The sequence below is a fragment of the Photorhabdus sp. RW14-46 genome, assembly GCF_963887965.1.
Lineage (GTDB): Bacteria > Pseudomonadota > Gammaproteobacteria > Enterobacterales > Enterobacteriaceae > Photorhabdus > Photorhabdus laumondii.
Map to the genome: position 1 here is coordinate 171,625 of NZ_CAWPHH010000003.1, position 16,704 is coordinate 188,328.

The following is a 16,704-nucleotide window of genomic DNA, read 5'->3' on the forward strand; positions in this document are numbered from 1 at the left end:
CAATAACCTCAGTTTGTATATTGATTTCTATTTTAGTTATATTTCCGTACTCCCCAGTATTAACTGCAAAAAAAAGTTAATACTGAGTTATTTAAGAAAGACCATAGTTATCTAGAAATAACCACTTTTCCATTGATTAGAGAAAAATAGGGGCTAAATGTTCGACCATTTTCACTGTTATTTTTATCTTCAATTAACAAAGGTGAATTATTGCTATGTTCAAGCTGGAACCTAAATAACCGCCCCCCCATATAACGTATCAGTTTATATTTACTCCAGTCTATCGGTACTGCCTGATAATTATTATCAAAATCTTGCTTAAAATCCAGAGAATCAAAAAAAACCTGCTCTGTGCTGTTATTGGCCAATGCATGTTCATGTAACATTAATTTGGCTGACGATTGTAAAGCTACCAAATCTTTATTTTTCATTATTTGCCAGATATCTTCATAGGCTTTTCTAACTAACTCGGTGCTTGCTTCCGTTTCCGGCAAGGGAGTAGCCGTAGTCCAAGCCCAGACAGGCAAATCACTTAATGTCACTGTTCTCTCTGCATAATAAATACCTTCATCCTTGAGGTTTTTTTCCGTTATTTTACTATACTGTGCTGTATCAACATTAAAATTAACAGATTTCATACTATTAGGCTCTGCTATGCCATTTTTATCTGCCACGCTAGCAATAATATTCGTGATTTCATCCGACTGGTAAGGCGTCATCCTTACCAACCGGACTTTACACTCCGCATCCTTATCTTTATAAATATATCCTTCTTTTGCATCACTAAATGGAGCCATTTCGATATAAATAGTATTCTTACCATTCTGCAATAATGGTGCAATATTATACCCGGTCGATATAATGCCGGTAATTGAATGCAAGCTACTTAATGTATACATCCCATTGACTCTAAGGACACAACGTGCCCGATGAGTTTCTAAATAAGTAATATATTTAACTTGATCCATAGTGTTTCTCCCATAAACTGATAATGAAAATAAAGCTATAAAGAATAAAAATTCTTTTTTCATTACGATAACCTCAGTCTGTATGTTGATTTCTCTTTTGGCAATTTTGGATATATTTCCCACTTTTTTTGTTTTTTATTATCTTTTCCGTCTTTTTGTTTAGCAGAATCGCCATCACTTTTAGGTGGAGCAATTCCTGCCCCATACTCTACATAATAACTGGCAGTGATGCCCTCATGGAAAAACACCAGAGATAATTCCTTATCCTGCTTATCCAGTTCAAAACATCCTTCCGCTTCAATATCCGCCTCCGCGTTAAAATACCCCTCCACCAGATAATATTTAAACCCCGCCTGAATATTGGTTTCCGCTTTAATCGCTAGCGTACCTCTTACCATATCCCCCAATTGAAATTCCATTTTATGCTCTTCATTACTGGCATATTTAAATGACAGATTTAACGCCCCTTCCAGAATCATATCTAATTGCGCCCCCAGATAAGCCCCATTCCGTCCCTCTTCCACCGCCGCCTGACCTTTTAATCCCTGTTCACGAATTAAGGCGATTAATTTCTCAACCCCAAATTCCGTCGCAAACGCCTCAATTAAATCCAGCCGCAGTTTTATCCCAATCAGCGGCGCTAATTCCACCGAAACCGCATGCTCAAAATAGACTTCATTGCCATGTGTGGCATTCACCAGTTTACTGCCGCCGCTTAATTTTATTTCCGGAGTCTGGATTTCCACCTCCAACAGTTTAATTTCCTGACTGCCTTCACTGGAAAACAGTTTTTGCAACGTCTCAACCGCCTGCAAGCCTTTATTCACTAAACCCAGTTTTTTACGTTTTTCTTTAAATTCTTTTTCCAGTTCACGTGTAAGTGTGTGGGTATAAGGACCCAACCTATAAGCAAAACTCCCTTCGGCAGTTAACGTGTCCGTTAATTCATAACCCGCCGTGTGTTTATGCCAGTTTTGACCGGGCTTTTTCGCGTTCGGATTGGTTTTCTTTCTCTCCTTCAGCGCCTCCGCTTTTCTTTCCGCCGCGCTTCTTTCCCGTACTTCTTGTTCTGCCCCTATCGTCACATCCAGTGTCCATTCATATTGCGGCAACACATGGATTTTAATGTCAAGTACGTTCACCAGCCCCAATAACACCTTCTTCATTTTATCATCCGGCAAGAGAAATGAGCGCTGGGCAAAAGGCTGACCGTAACATTGCGTCAGGGTCAGAATATAATCCGTATGCGGTAAACAATTCAGATCCCCCTTCTGAAACAACCACGATGCAATAAAACCTAACGGATCATTTGCTATTGGATCGACCGACAAGCTATGACGGGAAAAACTGATTTCATAATCTACTCCCGGTCCCTTAATTGGATTTTTATCCAATTCATAAAATTGAAACGCCGGGTTATCCGGGCTATAGAAAACCGCTTTGGGACAGTGTGCGTTTTCCGTTATACACTGTTTTCCCACCAATGAAACAGACACCGGTATCCCCTCCGCTTCATCAACTACCCAAATATCCCTTATCGGTTCAATCTGGTTATAGTGAAAAACCCGTTTCCCGACTTTTAACACTAATTTGTGAATACAAGGGTCCGGAGTTTTACAATCACAAACTGCGCTGCGCATATTAACTGAAAGCATGTTTTTTCCTTAACCAATATTAACACTACCACCACCAATCACAATTCCACCACAACTCACCGCATCACCCGTTCTCGCCGCAGGTTTACCATCAACAAAAACGGTACTGGAACCACCGGCAATGATGCGTGAATGAGATGAATGTGGTGCCAAATTATCGCCTTGACGGGCTAAAGGAATACCGTCAACTTTCACACTGGTCGATCCCGAAATAACCGGTGTCGCGCCACAATCACCATGCGCCGTGCCAATATCACCAATCTTTACCGCATTACCCATATTTATTCCTCCACATCTGGCAAAATTAAAATAATTTGTCTTTAAAATGGAACCAAGGTATTGATGAATCGCCTAACTCCTGTAATAGCAACTCTTCAGCCCGTATATGTCCCGGTTCACAGATTTTATTTAATATGCGTTTACAACGAGTAGGCGATTCTTTAATAGATGAGTATCTTCGTAAGAAGAATAATTTTAATATTCCCCTGACACTGTGATCATCCGTAATACCGATATTTTTTAATTCGGTAAGTAGCCCCCGGATATAACCAACGTAATCAAACTCCTCAATAGTTTCCCATTCGATAATTAATGCTGCCAATGTCTGTACATAACGCTCAGCAAAAGCAGTCTCAATCTTTTCCAGTTGTTCTGGCGTAATCGATAATAGCTTTCTTTTGCTGCTGGCATCCCGTGGATATTGTTCTCTATTAGCAAGAAAATCATGACCTTGAATATTGCCCTGATAGTTGGTGGCAATTTTATCTATCGGCCCCATGAAACAGTGAATTTCCCAGTCACTGAGGACACTGAGAAACTCCCAGATATTACGCGGATCATAAAACCGGAAAAATACCGGTTTCTCCTGTTCAGGTAATAATACTTGCAAATATTTACGCAAATGCTGGCGCAATGTTTTCATATCCGCTTTTGAGTGAAGACAAATTCCCCAACATGTTTGCCATTCCTCCAAATAAAGTCCGACTTTTTCTGTCACCTCCACCAAGTAAGGCGCTACCTTAAGCCGTTCAGGTGGTAAAGATTCATCATAAAGACAAACCGCGGGGGGATTAAAATTTTCCAAGATAAAAAACAATCGGTATTCAATCGCACCGTCAATGACGGCATAATATTTTTCAGCGGCCATCAGTCGTTATCCTCCTTCGGACAATGTGCAACAAACAAGGAGCCGGCACTGGCGGCAGCTTGCAAAATGACCGGATCCGCCGGTCGCAATAAATCTCCGGGACTCCCCCCTGAGTTCAGATTGATAGATGGACCTTTGATATCGACACCATCAGCATGAATAACGATAAAACTATTACCTACTTTCAGACTGATTTTATTGCCGCTTTGCACCGTAATATCACCATTGGTATCAATACTGAGCATACCTTGAACTTTCTGTGCTACATTGCCATCGACCTGCAAAGTTTTGTCACCCTCAACCTGAACAACGTAGTTCCCGGTAGTTTTGTGTTCCTGCTGCCCATCAACCGTTATTTTACGGTTATTGGTAATCACCAGTTCGTCATCATGGCCAATACTGGTTGTACGGTTGTAATTAATTCGTTCATCCCGGGAATTCAGCACCTGAATCGCCAGATTCTTCTGAGCATGAATAAATATCTCTTCCCGATCTTTTTCATCTTCAAATCTCAATTCATTAAAACCCTCCCCTTTATGGGTTTTTGAGCGAATTGACATCTGGGTTTTTGCTATCGGCAGACGGTTAGGCACAACGTTAGTGGCATGATAGGTACGCCCAATAATAATTGGCTGATCTGGATCGCCATGCAGAAAATCCACCAGCACTTCCTGCCCCACACGCGGGATTGCAATCATGCCCCAGCGCTTGCCAGCCCAAGCCTGACTGACTCTGATCCAACAGGAACTCTGGTCATTGAATTTGCCATATTGATCCCAGGCAAACTGCACCCGCACACGCCCGTATTCATCACAGAAGATCTCTTCCCCCTCCGGGCCAACCACTGTCGCAATTTGCAAGCCGTCAATGCGCGGTTTGGGATAAGGCGAGGGACGCCACACCCGGTTGCGATCGCCAAAGGTGAAGCTGTTCGTTAAGGTCGTCCCCATTTCACCGAAACGGGATTCATCCGCCTGCGGCTGTCTACCGTGATGACTGATTTTAATGACCAGCCACAGGGTATTAAATTGCTCTTTCGGATGATCAGTAAGCGTAAACCCTGATGCCGGCGCCAGAGCAAAACAGTCACTTTGTGCACGGCCAAACATAGCGTCAGTGCGGAGTGCTTCCAGACGATATTGACTCAGGCGCTCGCCACGCTCATCTTTAAAGCGCCCGGGAAAATCATAGTAAGTGTAACTGGGTAAATCTGAACGCTGGTGATTAATTTGGCGTTCGTGATAGTAACAGTCAGCCCCCCACAGCGGATTTTTAAAAGTACGATCCTTCAACACAATGTTGGCAATCCCGACCTGTTCACGCCAGCAGAATCGATTGATGCTGCATTGGCTTCCTGTAGCATCCAATTCTGGGTGATAGGGCAATGAAAATTTGTTATTTATCCGATGAGAATCAATGAAAATAATTATCGGTTCACCCCGCTCCTCAGTGAAATCGAAATAATAAAACATCCCTTCATCAGCCAATAAACGATGGAGAAACGCCAGATCACTCTCATCATATTGCACACAAAATTCCCGTTCAGGATGTTCATAACGCAATTGGCAATAGAAGTTTCTAACGCCATTTTCTTTCAATAATATGTCAATAATCTCAGCCACAGATTGATGCTGAAAAATACGGGAATTAACCCGTAATCCCGCACGCCATAAAGCAGGTTGAATGGTCAAGGCATAATAACTGCGATGACGACCTGTCGTACTTTGTTCAAATTGAGTCACAATCCCAGTTATACTGCGCTCGGGTTTTCCATCACGATAAACGGTCAGTGTCGCAAAATTATCCAGAACATCAGCGAAATTAATATCTGGATCAGCACTGGTTAATGTCGCCTCCAGACAAAATAACGTTGATAGTGCTTCATCTAGAGTAAACTCCACTACAGCAAACGTTTTCTCCGGGAGATGACCCGCAGTCAGTGTAAAAACCAGTCCTGAATCTGCCATTACATTCCTCCTGATTGCAGGAGGTTGAGATTCGGGAAGTTAAATAGATCATGTAAAACAACCATAATTTCACCCTCTTTTACTTAGAGCCTATCCCAATAGGCGTAATTGTTGCAGGCCATTCTTATCAATGAACAGTGAACACGGACAGCGCGGAAAAACCGGAACGTACACGTAGTACGTGAGGATTTTGAGCACTGCCCAGGTTCGCTCTTTATGGCAAAGAAGGGCAAATAAAATAGCCCTATTGGGATAGGCCGTTAAATGATTACCGAAAATATTCACTAGCAAATTCATTAACCAAACTTTTCTCTGTTCAACATATGAACGGGAGGGTAGAAGAGGGAAGAAATAATCAACTTATTTTTTTGAAATAACAACATTTTATTCTAATAAATAGGAGGGGTTTTGGCGGAAAATTTCAATATATTGAATAGGTTACGCTAAAATGAATTATAATGATTTTATTAACTAAAATCGCTGGTCTGAATCAGTAATAAAAATATTGATAAGAATAAATTCACTAAAAACGGAGAACAGAAAACAGAAAACAGAAAACAGAAAACAGGATTATTTAATTGAGAAAATCGCTGGCCTGAGAACCAGCGATTAATATAAATAAGGAAAACCGAATTAACGAAATATCTCAAACAACGACATGCCTTTCATATCAGCAAATGTCTTATACGATGCTTGAAGTACGGCTTGTTGTTGATAATAATTCGAAATCGCTGAGTTCCATTCTACGTCAACCAGTTGACTTAACCGGCTTTTATTCGCCAGGCTGCGTTCCGCCCCCAAATTATCTAAGTCTTCCATTTCTCTCAGTTGTAAACCCAATACCGATTCCACCGAAGAGATATTATTCAATGCGTTGCGAGCGCCGCGGTTAGCCTTATTCAACAATTCCAGCGCATCATCACGACTCTTTTGATCTGCTTCGACGAATGGTGTTTTCAATGACTGAATCGCCATATCTATGGTTTTAAATATATCAGATTCACTCGGGTTGCCATCCGGCTCTTTTATCGGATTACTGGTAGACGAGAGAAAGACTTGCTTCCCGGTATGTCCAATAATCATAGAGCGGTTGCTATCCACTTTCTGAGTTATTTCCTCAGAGCCTCCTAGATAGCTAACTGTGCCGCTTGTACTCTCATCAAAAGGTTTCATATCCGTTTTATAACCGGCAAAAATATAGCGGCCATTACCATCAGTGGTATTACCCAAATTCACCAGTTGTTCTTTAAACCCTGTCAGTTGAATAGCCAGCGAGTTACGATCTTCGTCACTCAATACACCGTTTACTGTGGCTACCAAACTTTCATGAATATCTTGAACCACACCGACAGCTTTGGATACTACACTCAATTGCATGGAAATCGCGTTTTTAGCAAACGAGCGGGCCGTTATATATTGCTGGTTCTGAGCTTCAGCTTGAGCGACCATGACACCCTGAGATGCCGCCATCGGATCATCGGATGGATTTATCACCCGCTGACCACTGGATAGCTGTGCTCCCTGCTGCATCCATTTCGACTGAGCAGTAGTGATACTCGTCATTTTCTGGTCGTACAATATATTGGTACTTACGCGCACAATTTCATTCCTTTTAAATATTCAGCGAAATGCCTAAGATGTCTCAGGCTATTTTTTATTAAATGGCACGTTTATTAGCGACGGAGTTCCAAAATGGCATTAAATAACGTTGTGACAGTCTGGATAACTTGCGCATTCGCCAGATAATATTGCTGTAAGTTTTGTAATGCGCCATATTCTTCATCTACGTTGACGCCGGAAACCGATTGCTGTTCAGCGTAAAGTTGTTTAGTAATATTATTCTGAGTTTCTAAATCAACATTCGCTGTGCTGGTCTGGTTACCAATGGTACTGACCATTGAAGCATAAGCACCAGAAAATGATGCTTTACCCTCTACCAATTTTTTGTTCTGCAATTCAATGAGTTTTTTGGCATTGACGTTATCACTCACCCCACCCTCAATACCGGCAGCCGCCAATTTCGACGCATCTTTAATATTAACCGCCATATTGCCAATAACACCGCTGACGGTTTTCAGTGTATATCGATCGTTTTCTTTTACATTGGTTGGATCTATTTCAACTTTTAGTCCATCAAATTCCAGTGTATTACCTGTCACTTTGGCGGCAATATCCACCTTAACCTTACCAGAGGCACGCTGAATTTTCCAATTAGCGCCATCGTAGCTAATATGATAATCACTATCTTTTACCACCGAGGTATCTGTATATTCCACTTTAAAATTAGCAGAACCTTTATTTTTACTATTGGCAATCACATCCGGGTTATTAAATGTGAAGAAATCTTCACCCGGTTTGCCTTTTAAATCAAAACCAGCACGATGAACCTGATTAAATTGATCGCCCAATACCAACGCTAATCGGTTTAACTGATTACGGGAATTATCCAGTACTTCACTACGCGCCCGTAATGTACCGCCTAATTGCCCTTTATCAATGAATTTTTCATCAATTTCAACAACATCACCAAAACCACGATCATAACCTAATGTAATGCGACTGCTATCCGCATTGGATGAAATCGCTTCTACTCGGTAAGCGGTTGTTCCCTGAACCAGTGTCAATCCCCCCGCAAAAGAGACATTGTAAGAATCGCCATCCTGCTGAATCACACTCACGCCAACCAGCTTATTCAGTTCATTGACTAATTGATCACGCTGATCCAGTAATGCATTCGGCTCAGCACTGCCACCGCCTCTCATACGGGTAATTTCACCATTGAGTTTAGCAATTTGCTGCGCATAGTTATTAATAGACTCAGCCGAATTAGCGATTCCCCGATTAATGTTATTTTCCATTTTACGCAGGAAAGCATCCGCACTTTGCAACTGGTTTACCAGCCCCTTTGATTTACCAATCGCTGTTGTTCTGGCTGCATCATCTTCCGCATTACTGACAACATTTTGTAAACTGGTAAAGAAGTCATCAATGGTGTTTGACAGGTTATTCGCTTTATCTGCCAGCAAATTATCAATCTGGGAAATTTGCTGAGAATAAGTGGTGAATTCACCTTGTTTCGCCCGAGCCTCAGACAGTTGTTGATTAATGAATTCATTATATTGACGGTTAATACTGGTGACAGTAACACCATTGCCGATAAAGCCAACGGACGTCATCGTGCCGCCGTTTTGATTGACAACTGTCGATTGCCGGTTATAACCAGGAACTTTGGAATTTGCGAGGTTATTACTCACGGTTCCCAGAGCAATTTGAGCAGCTTGCAGGCCACTCATCGCGATATTAATAAGACTGCTGGACATCAGAAGATCCTTTTGCGTTTTATTTATACCCGTTATCTTTCAAGTTGCCTCTTTGTTGGCTGCACTCGCTCACCCCGGTCACATCGTTACCTATGCTCCCGGGGATTCACTCCCTTGCCGTCGCGATGCATCTTGAAATCCATTGGGTATATGTCTCCGCTGGTGGCGGCAAATAATCTTTCAGCTAGAAACAAAGTCTGAACTGCTTTAATTTATCGGCTGAACTCAATAAAACTTGAGCAAAATAAAGATCAGAATAGTTTACTCAAATCGTAGGTATAGGCTTTTACCGCCTGCTCTCCGGCACCTTTTAGCTGTTGAATCACTGAGACCAGTTTTTTCGCATACCCGGGATCGGTCGCATAACCTGCCTGTTGTAAGGAATAAGCCCCTTGCTCCGCGGTAGCAGAGCGGGCAACGTTGGCGTAACGGGGACTCTCTGTCAGTAATTTGACGTAATCCTCAATCGCTTCCACGTAAGAGCCATAAACACGGAAGTTATCCTTCATTTTCTGTGGCTCACCGTTGATATATTCTGTGGTCAAGATATTGGTTACCGGCCCTTTCCAACCTTTACCCGCTTTAATACCAAACAGATTATGGCTTGGCTTACCATCAGCGGTCAGAATCTCTCTTTGCCCCCAACCAGACTCTAATGCGGCCTGAGCAATAATCAGCAAATGAGGAATACCACTGCGTTGGCTAGCTATCCGGGCAGGGGTCGAGAGCGTAGAGACAAAATTCGTACTGTTCAGGGGGAGCGGTTTAGGTGCCACCTCGGGTTTCGGTACCGTTCGACGGATAAATTGCTCAAGCGCCTGCCTTGGCAAAGTTTGCAAAATTTCGTTATCCAGTGTCATAGGTATCTTGCCCGCTATGTCACTGGGGACCGTTTTAGCGCTAGAAAGCTGCTTGAGCATCATATCGGCAAAACCTAGCCCCTTCTGAGCAATATTCTGCGCGATTTGCTGATCGTATATCGAAGTATAGAGTCGTGTCTGTTCACTGCTCAACATGCCCTCTTTAGGCAGAGCTGAACGCATGCTTTTCAACATCATCTGAACAAAGAGCCCTTCCATTTGTTGGGCTACTTGCCGTAGCCCCTGTTGTGGATCTTTTGCCAGATTGGATTTTAACGCGTTAACCGACTGTACATCATAAGCCGCACCGGGCAGGGTTAAAAAATCATTCATCAAATGATCTCCAATTTCGCCCGCAAACAACCCGCACTTTCCATTGCCTGTAAGATTGACATTAAATCATTCGGTGTCGCACCCAGAGCATTCAATGCTTGAATAACATGGCTCAAACTTGCACTGGCGTTAACCTGTTGCAACGCACCATTTTGTTCACGGACAGCAACAGCGGGATTACGAGTAACAACGGTACTACCACCTGCTAACGGTGTATTTGGCTGACTAACAACCACTTGATTATCGACAATGACAGAAAGATTCCCTTGAGCAACAGCGCAGCTATCTAGCATGACATTGCGATTCATCACGACAGAGCCGGTGCGAGAGTTGACGATCACTTTGGCATCACCGACATCAACACGGACAGTGAGATTCTGCACATGGGAGAGGAATTTAACCTGCGCACTTTTATCTCTCGGCATACGCAATTGTACTGTGCGGGCATCCAACGGCGTTGCTGTCCCGGTTCCGCCCATACGATTGATCGTATCGCTGATCTGCTGCGCCAGTGTGAAATCTTCGTTATTTAATTGAAGATTCAATATGCCATTTTCACCAAACTGGGTAGGCAATTCGCGTTCAATCACTGCACCGTTACTAATCCGACCACCTGCAAGTTGATTGACTTTTACACTGCTTCCCCCCGCGCTGGCACCGGCACCACCAACCAATATATTACCCTGCGCCAGAGCATAGACCTGATTATCAACACCTTTTAGTGGTGTCATCAACAAAGTACCACCACGTAAGCTTTTCGCGTTCCCCAATGAGGAAACCACCACATCAATATTCTGCCCGGCACGGCCAAACGGCGGTAACTTCGCGGTGACCATCACGGCAGCCACGTTTTTCAACTGCATATTGGTTCCCGGAGGAACAGTAATCCCCAATTGGGATAACATGTTGCTTAAACTTTGGGTGGTAAATGGCGTCTGAGTCGTCTGGTCACCCGTTCCATCCAGCCCAACTACTAATCCATAACCAATCAACGCATTTTCCCGTACTCCTTGAACCGTGGTGAGATCACGGATACGTTCTGCTGATGCCGTCGTTGTCACCAGAGTCAGCAATACAAGAAGAAGGCTGACAGCAAATTGTTTTATCATAACCATCCCCTGTTAAAATGGTGCAACATTCAGGAAGAAACGCTGTAACCACCCCATGTTCTGCGCTTCATTGATATAGCCATTCCCCACATATTCAATGCGGGCATCAGCGACCTGATTGGAACTGACCGTGTTATTAGCATTAATTGTCCGTGGGTTAACGACACCGGAAAAACGAATAAACTCGGTTCCCTGATTGATAGCTATCTGCTTTTCACCAACCACATGCAAGTTACCGTTTGCCAGTAACCGATCGACTGTCACGGTAATCGTCCCTTTAAAGGTGTTATTCGCATTAGCGCCGCCTTTCCCACCAAACGTGTTCTCGGCTTCCATGTCCAGATCGGTTTTATCTCCACCAATTAGCCCTTTCAGGAAACGGGGAGTCAGTGCTGCGGAAAACGTGTTTTTCCCATTACGGCTGGCATTAGCCGAAGAGTTCTTACTGGCGCTGACATTTTCCTGCAATGTAATCGTCAGGGTATCGCCAATATTTCGTGGTCGGCGATCTTCAAATAGCGGCTGATAACCATAATAAACCGGCTGTACTACTTGAAAAATAGCACCATTAGGGACTGGTGCAGTTGCCACAGAAGGTGCGGCGGTGGTTGCTCCCTCAACCAGGGGTTTTTGCGGTATATACGCACAGCCCGTTAGTGACAATACCGCCAGTGCTATACTACAACGCCATTTATTCGCCATATTTTTCCGTAAATGGCGGAACTGACAAACGGCGCTGGTCTCGGCAACAGCCATTGTATCCATCTTCGATACTCTTAATTTATCCCTGAATAACGGGGAAACTGAATGTTCCCCCGCGGTTCTGATTGACGATTAGGTTATAACTGAGTCAGTTTTTGTAGCATCTGATCAGACGTCGACACCGCTTTACTATTAACTTCATAAGCACGCTGAGTCTGAATCATATTGACCAATTCTTCCGCGATATTGACGTTAGATGTTTCGACATATTTATGCTGGAGCAATCCTGCGCCATTGATTCCCGGTGTATTTTCAATCGGTACGCCAGAGCTGCTAGTCTCTACATAAAGGTTTTCACCGATACTTTCTAACCCACTGTCATTGATAAAAGTTGTCAGAGTAAATTGACCAACTTGCTGAGGTACCGATTGCCCCTGTACTTTCACACTGACAATACCATCACTGCTAATGGTGAGGTCCGTCGCATTATCAGGAATGGTAATAGTAGGGAAGATCAAAAAACCGTTAGCGGTTGTCAACTGTCCGTTTTGATCTTCCTGAAATGAACCGTCACGGGTATAAGCACTGGTACCATCAGGTAACTGAACCTGAAAGAAACCCTTTCCTCTAATGGCAACATTATGGCTGTTATTAGTTTCAGATAAGTTTCCCTGACTATGTATACGTTCTGTTGCTACCGGGCGTACCCCAGTACCTATCTGTAAACCAGAAGGTAAGCGAGTTTGCTCCGATGACATCGCCCCTGGTTGACGAATGTTCTGGTAAAGCAGATCTTCAAAAATGGCACGCTGGCGTTTAAAACCATTGGTGCTGACGTTTGCCAAGTTGTTGGCAATCACATCCATATTGGTTTGCTGGGCATCCAGCCCAGTTTTAGCAATCCATAATGATCGGATCATCGGTTTTATCCTCTGTGTCTAAATCAACTCATTGCTAATAGCTGATTAGCACGTTGTGCATTTTCATCTGAGCTATGGATGACTTTCATCTGCATTTCAAAACGGCGGGCATTGGCAATCATGCTCACCATGCTTTCCATTGGGTTGACGTTACTTCCTTCAAGCACACCGGGCATTAATTTCACCTCATCACTGGCTGGCAAGACATCACCCTGTAACCCTTGCGCCTGTTCCGTCATGTGAAAAAGGCCATCATCGCCGCGGACTAGCTGATCGCTCTCCGGTTTCACCATTTTCAATCTGCCAAGTTGCCCCAACTGTGTTGGCGGATCACCAGGAATCAGTGCAGATATAGAACCATCCGTCGCCAGGGTTAACTCAGCCTGTGGCGGAATATTGATCGGGCCGTTGTCCCCCATCAACAAGTTACCTTGAACAGTTAACTGGCCTTCCGCTGAAATCTGAATGCTGCCGTTACGCGTGTAAGCCTCAGACCCATCTTCAAGCTGAACCGCCAGATATCCCCCCTGCCCAATCGCCACATCCAACGGACGAGAGGTATAGTTCATCGGCCCCTGACGATTGTCAGAACCCGGCGTTGAAGCCACAACCAAAGTACGGGTATTAAAGGCAGCCCCTTCAACAGGCACCGCTCGCAAAGCAGCCAGTTGCACCTTAAAACCCGGCGTCGAGGCATTAGCCAGGTTATTTGCCGTCACTGCCTGATGTTCTAGTGTCTGACGAGCACCGCCCATTGCGGTATAAATGACATGATCCATAATGCTATCCTGAAACTATCAGCGCATGCTGACCAGCGTTTGTAGGATCTGATCTTGGGTTTTAATGGTTTGCGCACTGGATTGGTAGTTGCGCTGCGCCACGATCATATTAACCAGTTCCTGGCTCATATCGACGTTGGATGCTTCCAGCGAACCACTGAGCAATTTGCCAAAACCGCCAGAATCCGCAATGCCAACCACTGGGTTACCTGAAGCACTCGTCTCTACCCAAACGTTATCACCCTTCGCTGCCAGTCCTTCTGGGTTAGCAAAGTTAGTCAGAACGATCTGACCTAATAATTGGGATTGCTCATTGGTATAGGTGCCGATGACACGGCCATCTTGCTCAATACGGTAGCCCTTGAATTCACCTGCGGCATAACCGTCTTGCTTGGGTGCTGATATGCTGTCAGTATCAATCTTTTGCTGTTTACTGCCATTAAAATCAATAGTGATATCAGCGGCATTAGAACCATTCAGAGAAGGAACATTAAATGTAAACTGATTATTGTCACCAATTAGTTTACCGTTGCCATCAAATTTCAACGTCCCCAACGAAGCGGCTTTAGCGCCCTCAACCGCACTATCCTGAGCATGAACCTGCCATTCGTTATCATTCGTTTTCACAAAGAAAACCTGGATAGCATGTGGGTTACCCAAGCTATCAAAGGTGGTAACACTGGTAGGATAGTTATAAGAATCGTTATTTTCCGGCGAGAAAGCCTCTGTCGGTTTTTTATGCATCGAATTAAGGTTGGCTGTCATCGTAACCTTAGTTGTTGCTTTAGCCATCAATATACCTTGAGGTATTGTAATTGGCTCTGGGTTAGCCCCTTTCTGAATCTCCGGCGCACCACCATTGACGCTGGCAGCGGGATAGCCGGTCAATTTCATGCCTTGCATGTTGATAATATTGCGGTTCTCATCCATCTTGAATTGGCCGTTACGGGAATAATAAATCCCGCCATCACCGCCTTGCATACGGAAAAAACCGCCCTGCGTGATCGCCAGATCAAGTGTTCGGTTAGTCGTCGTTGGCGTACCATCTTTAAAATTCTGATTAACACCCGATACTTTTACCCCCAGTCCCACCTGAGAACCGGCAAAAATGTCAGAAAAAGCAACCGTGCTGGATTTAAAACCATATGTCGCCGCGTTAGCGATATTATTACCAATAACATCCAAATTACTTGCCGCGGCATTCAAACCACTTACTGCTTGTGAAAAAGCCATATTATTCTCCGTTAAAATTCTTGCTGGTTAAAGAATTTGACGTATCTGATCCATAGTGACGGCACCGATCCGCCCTAAATCTAGCTTAGCGCCGTCCGCGTCACGAGTAACACCATTTACCTTCGCAAACCTCAGCGGCTGAAATACTCTCTGTTCGCCTTTATAGCTGGCAGTAATAGTGAAGTTATAAGCGCCATCCTCAACATTCGTGCCATCTTCTTTTTTGCCATCCCAAGGGCGGAAGCTATGGACACCCGCTTCCAATCCACCGAGATCAATTTGGCGTACAACCCCGCCTTGTTTATCAATAATGGTGACTTGCACACTATCCGCGGGCCTTTCCAACTCAATACCATATGGTGTCGTACTGACGTTCCCAGCTTCTTTGTCTAAACCTGCCAAAATAGTATTCCCAGGGATCATAACGCCTCGCCCAATCAGAGCTGATGCCTGTACAGGCTGATTATTATTTATCTGACCGACAATAGACCCCAGTGTGGTATTCAGCTTTTCGATCCCCGCTAGTGTGTTAATCTGCGCCAAATGGGAAGTCAGCTCATTGTTCTTCATCGGGTTAGTGGGGTCTTGATTTTTCATTTGCGCGACCAGCAATTTCATGAAGTTGCTATTGAGCTCTTCACTACCCTTTTTCTTGCCAGCCAATACTGGCTCTCCAACAATCGTGTTATTCAGTGATTCATTCACTGAACCGGTAATCGCCATGAGTCACTCCTGTTACTGACCTAACGTCAATGTTTTCAACATCATCGACTTAGTTGTATTAAGCACTTCAACGTTGGCTTGATAACTACGGGAAGCGGAAATGGTGTTAATCATTTCTCCGACCACATCAACGTTTGGCATCCGCACATAACCCTTTTCATCAGCCAATGGATGTCCCGGCTGATACTCAAGGCGGAAAGGGGTGGGATCATCAACAATTTCACTGACTCTGACGCCACCGGTTTCCTGCCCTGCCGGTGCGGCAACACGGAAAACCACCTGTTTAGCCCGATACGGCTGACCATCAGGTCCCGCAACACTATCGGCATTTGCCATATTGCTAGCGCTGACATTTAATCGTTGGGATTGCGCTGATAATGCCGAGCCGGCAATATCAAAAACACTGAGTAAAGACATTGCCCTTATCCTTGCTGTAAGACTGCCATCATGCTTTTAACTTGAGAGCTGGTCGCCGTCAGTTCAGCCTGATATTTCAAGCTGTTATCCATAAAATTGCTGCGTTCCATATCCATATCCACCGTGTTGCCATCCATTGCTGGCTGATAAGGCACCCGATACAGTAAGTCCATCTCCATTCTCTTCTGAGGCTGAATAGGAATATGCCGATCGGATGTCAGCGTCAGCCCGATCCCGTTTCCGGTGACCCGACCGTGTGCAATGGTTTTTTTCAGTTGTGTGGCGAAATCAATATCCCGCGCTTGATAACCGGGCGTATCCGCATTGGCGATATTAGCGGACAATATTTCTTGTCTCCGTGATCGCAATGACAGAGCTTCCTGCTGAAAATGAAAGGCTGCATCTAATTTATCGAGCATATTCCTCCCTCTGATGTGACTGACCTGTGTTGTGAAACTTAATAGCGCTGTTCGCGATCGCGAAATTCGCAGTAAACAGAATAAACGCAGAAGGAAAAGCCTATCGGATGAATAGACGCTAATTGAATTGCTATTTATCCCATTGGCCGATA

The 16,704-nt window shown here is 44.2% G+C and carries 16 protein-coding genes; all 16 read right to left on the reverse strand.

Features of this window, described 5'->3' with window-relative positions:
* Positions 1-107 precede the first annotated feature (107 nt).
* The gene (locus tag AACQ38_RS04230) at positions 108-1,031 is read right to left on the reverse strand and encodes a hypothetical protein (RefSeq protein WP_165577485.1); all 924 of its coding nucleotides are present in this window, start codon (positions 1,029-1,031) and stop codon (positions 108-110) included.
* Positions 1,031-2,623: a hypothetical protein gene (locus tag AACQ38_RS04235; protein WP_165577486.1), complete on the reverse strand. Its 1,593-nt coding sequence runs from the start codon at positions 2,621-2,623 to the stop codon at positions 1,031-1,033. The genes AACQ38_RS04230 and AACQ38_RS04235 overlap by 1 nt, the downstream gene beginning before the upstream one ends.
* A 9-nt stretch (positions 2,624-2,632) precedes the next feature.
* Entirely contained in the window at positions 2,633-2,902 is a 270-nt protein-coding gene (locus tag AACQ38_RS04240; RefSeq protein WP_165577487.1) for a type VI secretion system PAAR protein, read from the reverse strand.
* Between the two features lie 25 nt (positions 2,903-2,927).
* Complete coding sequence (locus AACQ38_RS04245) at positions 2,928-3,770, reverse strand: DUF4123 domain-containing protein (RefSeq protein WP_165577488.1); 843 nt, start codon at positions 3,768-3,770, stop codon at positions 2,928-2,930.
* A complete protein-coding gene (tssI, locus tag AACQ38_RS04250) occupies positions 3,770-5,737 on the reverse strand; it encodes a type VI secretion system Vgr family protein (RefSeq protein ID WP_165577489.1) in 1,968 nt (655 codons plus the stop codon). The genes AACQ38_RS04245 and tssI overlap by 1 nt, the downstream gene beginning before the upstream one ends.
* Before the next feature lie 633 nt (positions 5,738-6,370).
* Positions 6,371-7,336 carry a flagellar hook-associated protein FlgL gene (flgL, locus tag AACQ38_RS04255; RefSeq protein WP_165577490.1) on the reverse strand — a complete coding sequence of 322 codons (966 nt, stop codon included), beginning with the start codon at positions 7,334-7,336 and terminating at the stop codon, positions 6,371-6,373.
* A 74-nt stretch (positions 7,337-7,410) separates the two neighbouring features.
* A complete protein-coding gene (flgK, locus tag AACQ38_RS04260) occupies positions 7,411-9,057 on the reverse strand; it encodes a flagellar hook-associated protein FlgK (RefSeq protein ID WP_165577491.1) in 1,647 nt (548 codons plus the stop codon).
* Between the two features lie 251 nt (positions 9,058-9,308).
* Positions 9,309-10,250 carry a flagellar assembly peptidoglycan hydrolase FlgJ gene (gene flgJ, locus AACQ38_RS04265; protein WP_165577492.1) on the reverse strand — a complete coding sequence of 314 codons (942 nt, stop codon included), beginning with the start codon at positions 10,248-10,250 and terminating at the stop codon, positions 9,309-9,311.
* The gene (locus tag AACQ38_RS04270) at positions 10,250-11,359 is read right to left on the reverse strand and encodes a flagellar basal body P-ring protein FlgI (protein ID WP_165577493.1); all 1,110 of its coding nucleotides are present in this window, start codon (positions 11,357-11,359) and stop codon (positions 10,250-10,252) included. The genes flgJ and AACQ38_RS04270 overlap by 1 nt, the downstream gene beginning before the upstream one ends.
* Positions 11,360-11,371: 12 nt before the next feature.
* Positions 11,372-12,061 (reverse strand): flagellar basal body L-ring protein FlgH, encoded by a 690-nt coding sequence (locus AACQ38_RS04275; protein ID WP_173362523.1) that lies wholly within the window; start codon positions 12,059-12,061, stop codon positions 11,372-11,374.
* A 137-nt stretch (positions 12,062-12,198) separates the two neighbouring features.
* Positions 12,199-12,981 carry a flagellar basal-body rod protein FlgG gene (gene flgG, locus AACQ38_RS04280; protein ID WP_011146182.1) on the reverse strand — a complete coding sequence of 261 codons (783 nt, stop codon included), beginning with the start codon at positions 12,979-12,981 and terminating at the stop codon, positions 12,199-12,201.
* Positions 12,982-13,004: 23 nt separating this feature from the next.
* Positions 13,005-13,760, reverse strand: a complete 756-nt coding sequence (locus tag AACQ38_RS04285) for a flagellar basal body rod protein FlgF (protein ID WP_165577494.1) — start codon at positions 13,758-13,760, stop codon at positions 13,005-13,007.
* Positions 13,761-13,778: 18 nt separating this feature from the next.
* A complete protein-coding gene (gene flgE / locus AACQ38_RS04290) occupies positions 13,779-14,993 on the reverse strand; it encodes a flagellar hook protein FlgE (protein WP_165577495.1) in 1,215 nt (404 codons plus the stop codon).
* Between the two features lie 27 nt (positions 14,994-15,020).
* Complete coding sequence (gene flgD, locus AACQ38_RS04295) at positions 15,021-15,716, reverse strand: flagellar hook assembly protein FlgD (protein ID WP_011146179.1); 696 nt, start codon at positions 15,714-15,716, stop codon at positions 15,021-15,023.
* Positions 15,717-15,728: 12 nt separating this feature from the next.
* On the reverse strand, positions 15,729-16,133 hold the full coding sequence (gene flgC, locus AACQ38_RS04300) for a flagellar basal body rod protein FlgC (protein ID WP_065824386.1): 405 nt from the start codon (positions 16,131-16,133) through the stop codon (positions 15,729-15,731).
* Between the two features lie 5 nt (positions 16,134-16,138).
* Positions 16,139-16,552, reverse strand: coding sequence for a flagellar basal body rod protein FlgB (gene flgB, locus AACQ38_RS04305; protein WP_011146177.1), 414 nt, complete (start codon positions 16,550-16,552; stop codon positions 16,139-16,141).
* Positions 16,553-16,704: the final 152 nt, after the last annotated feature.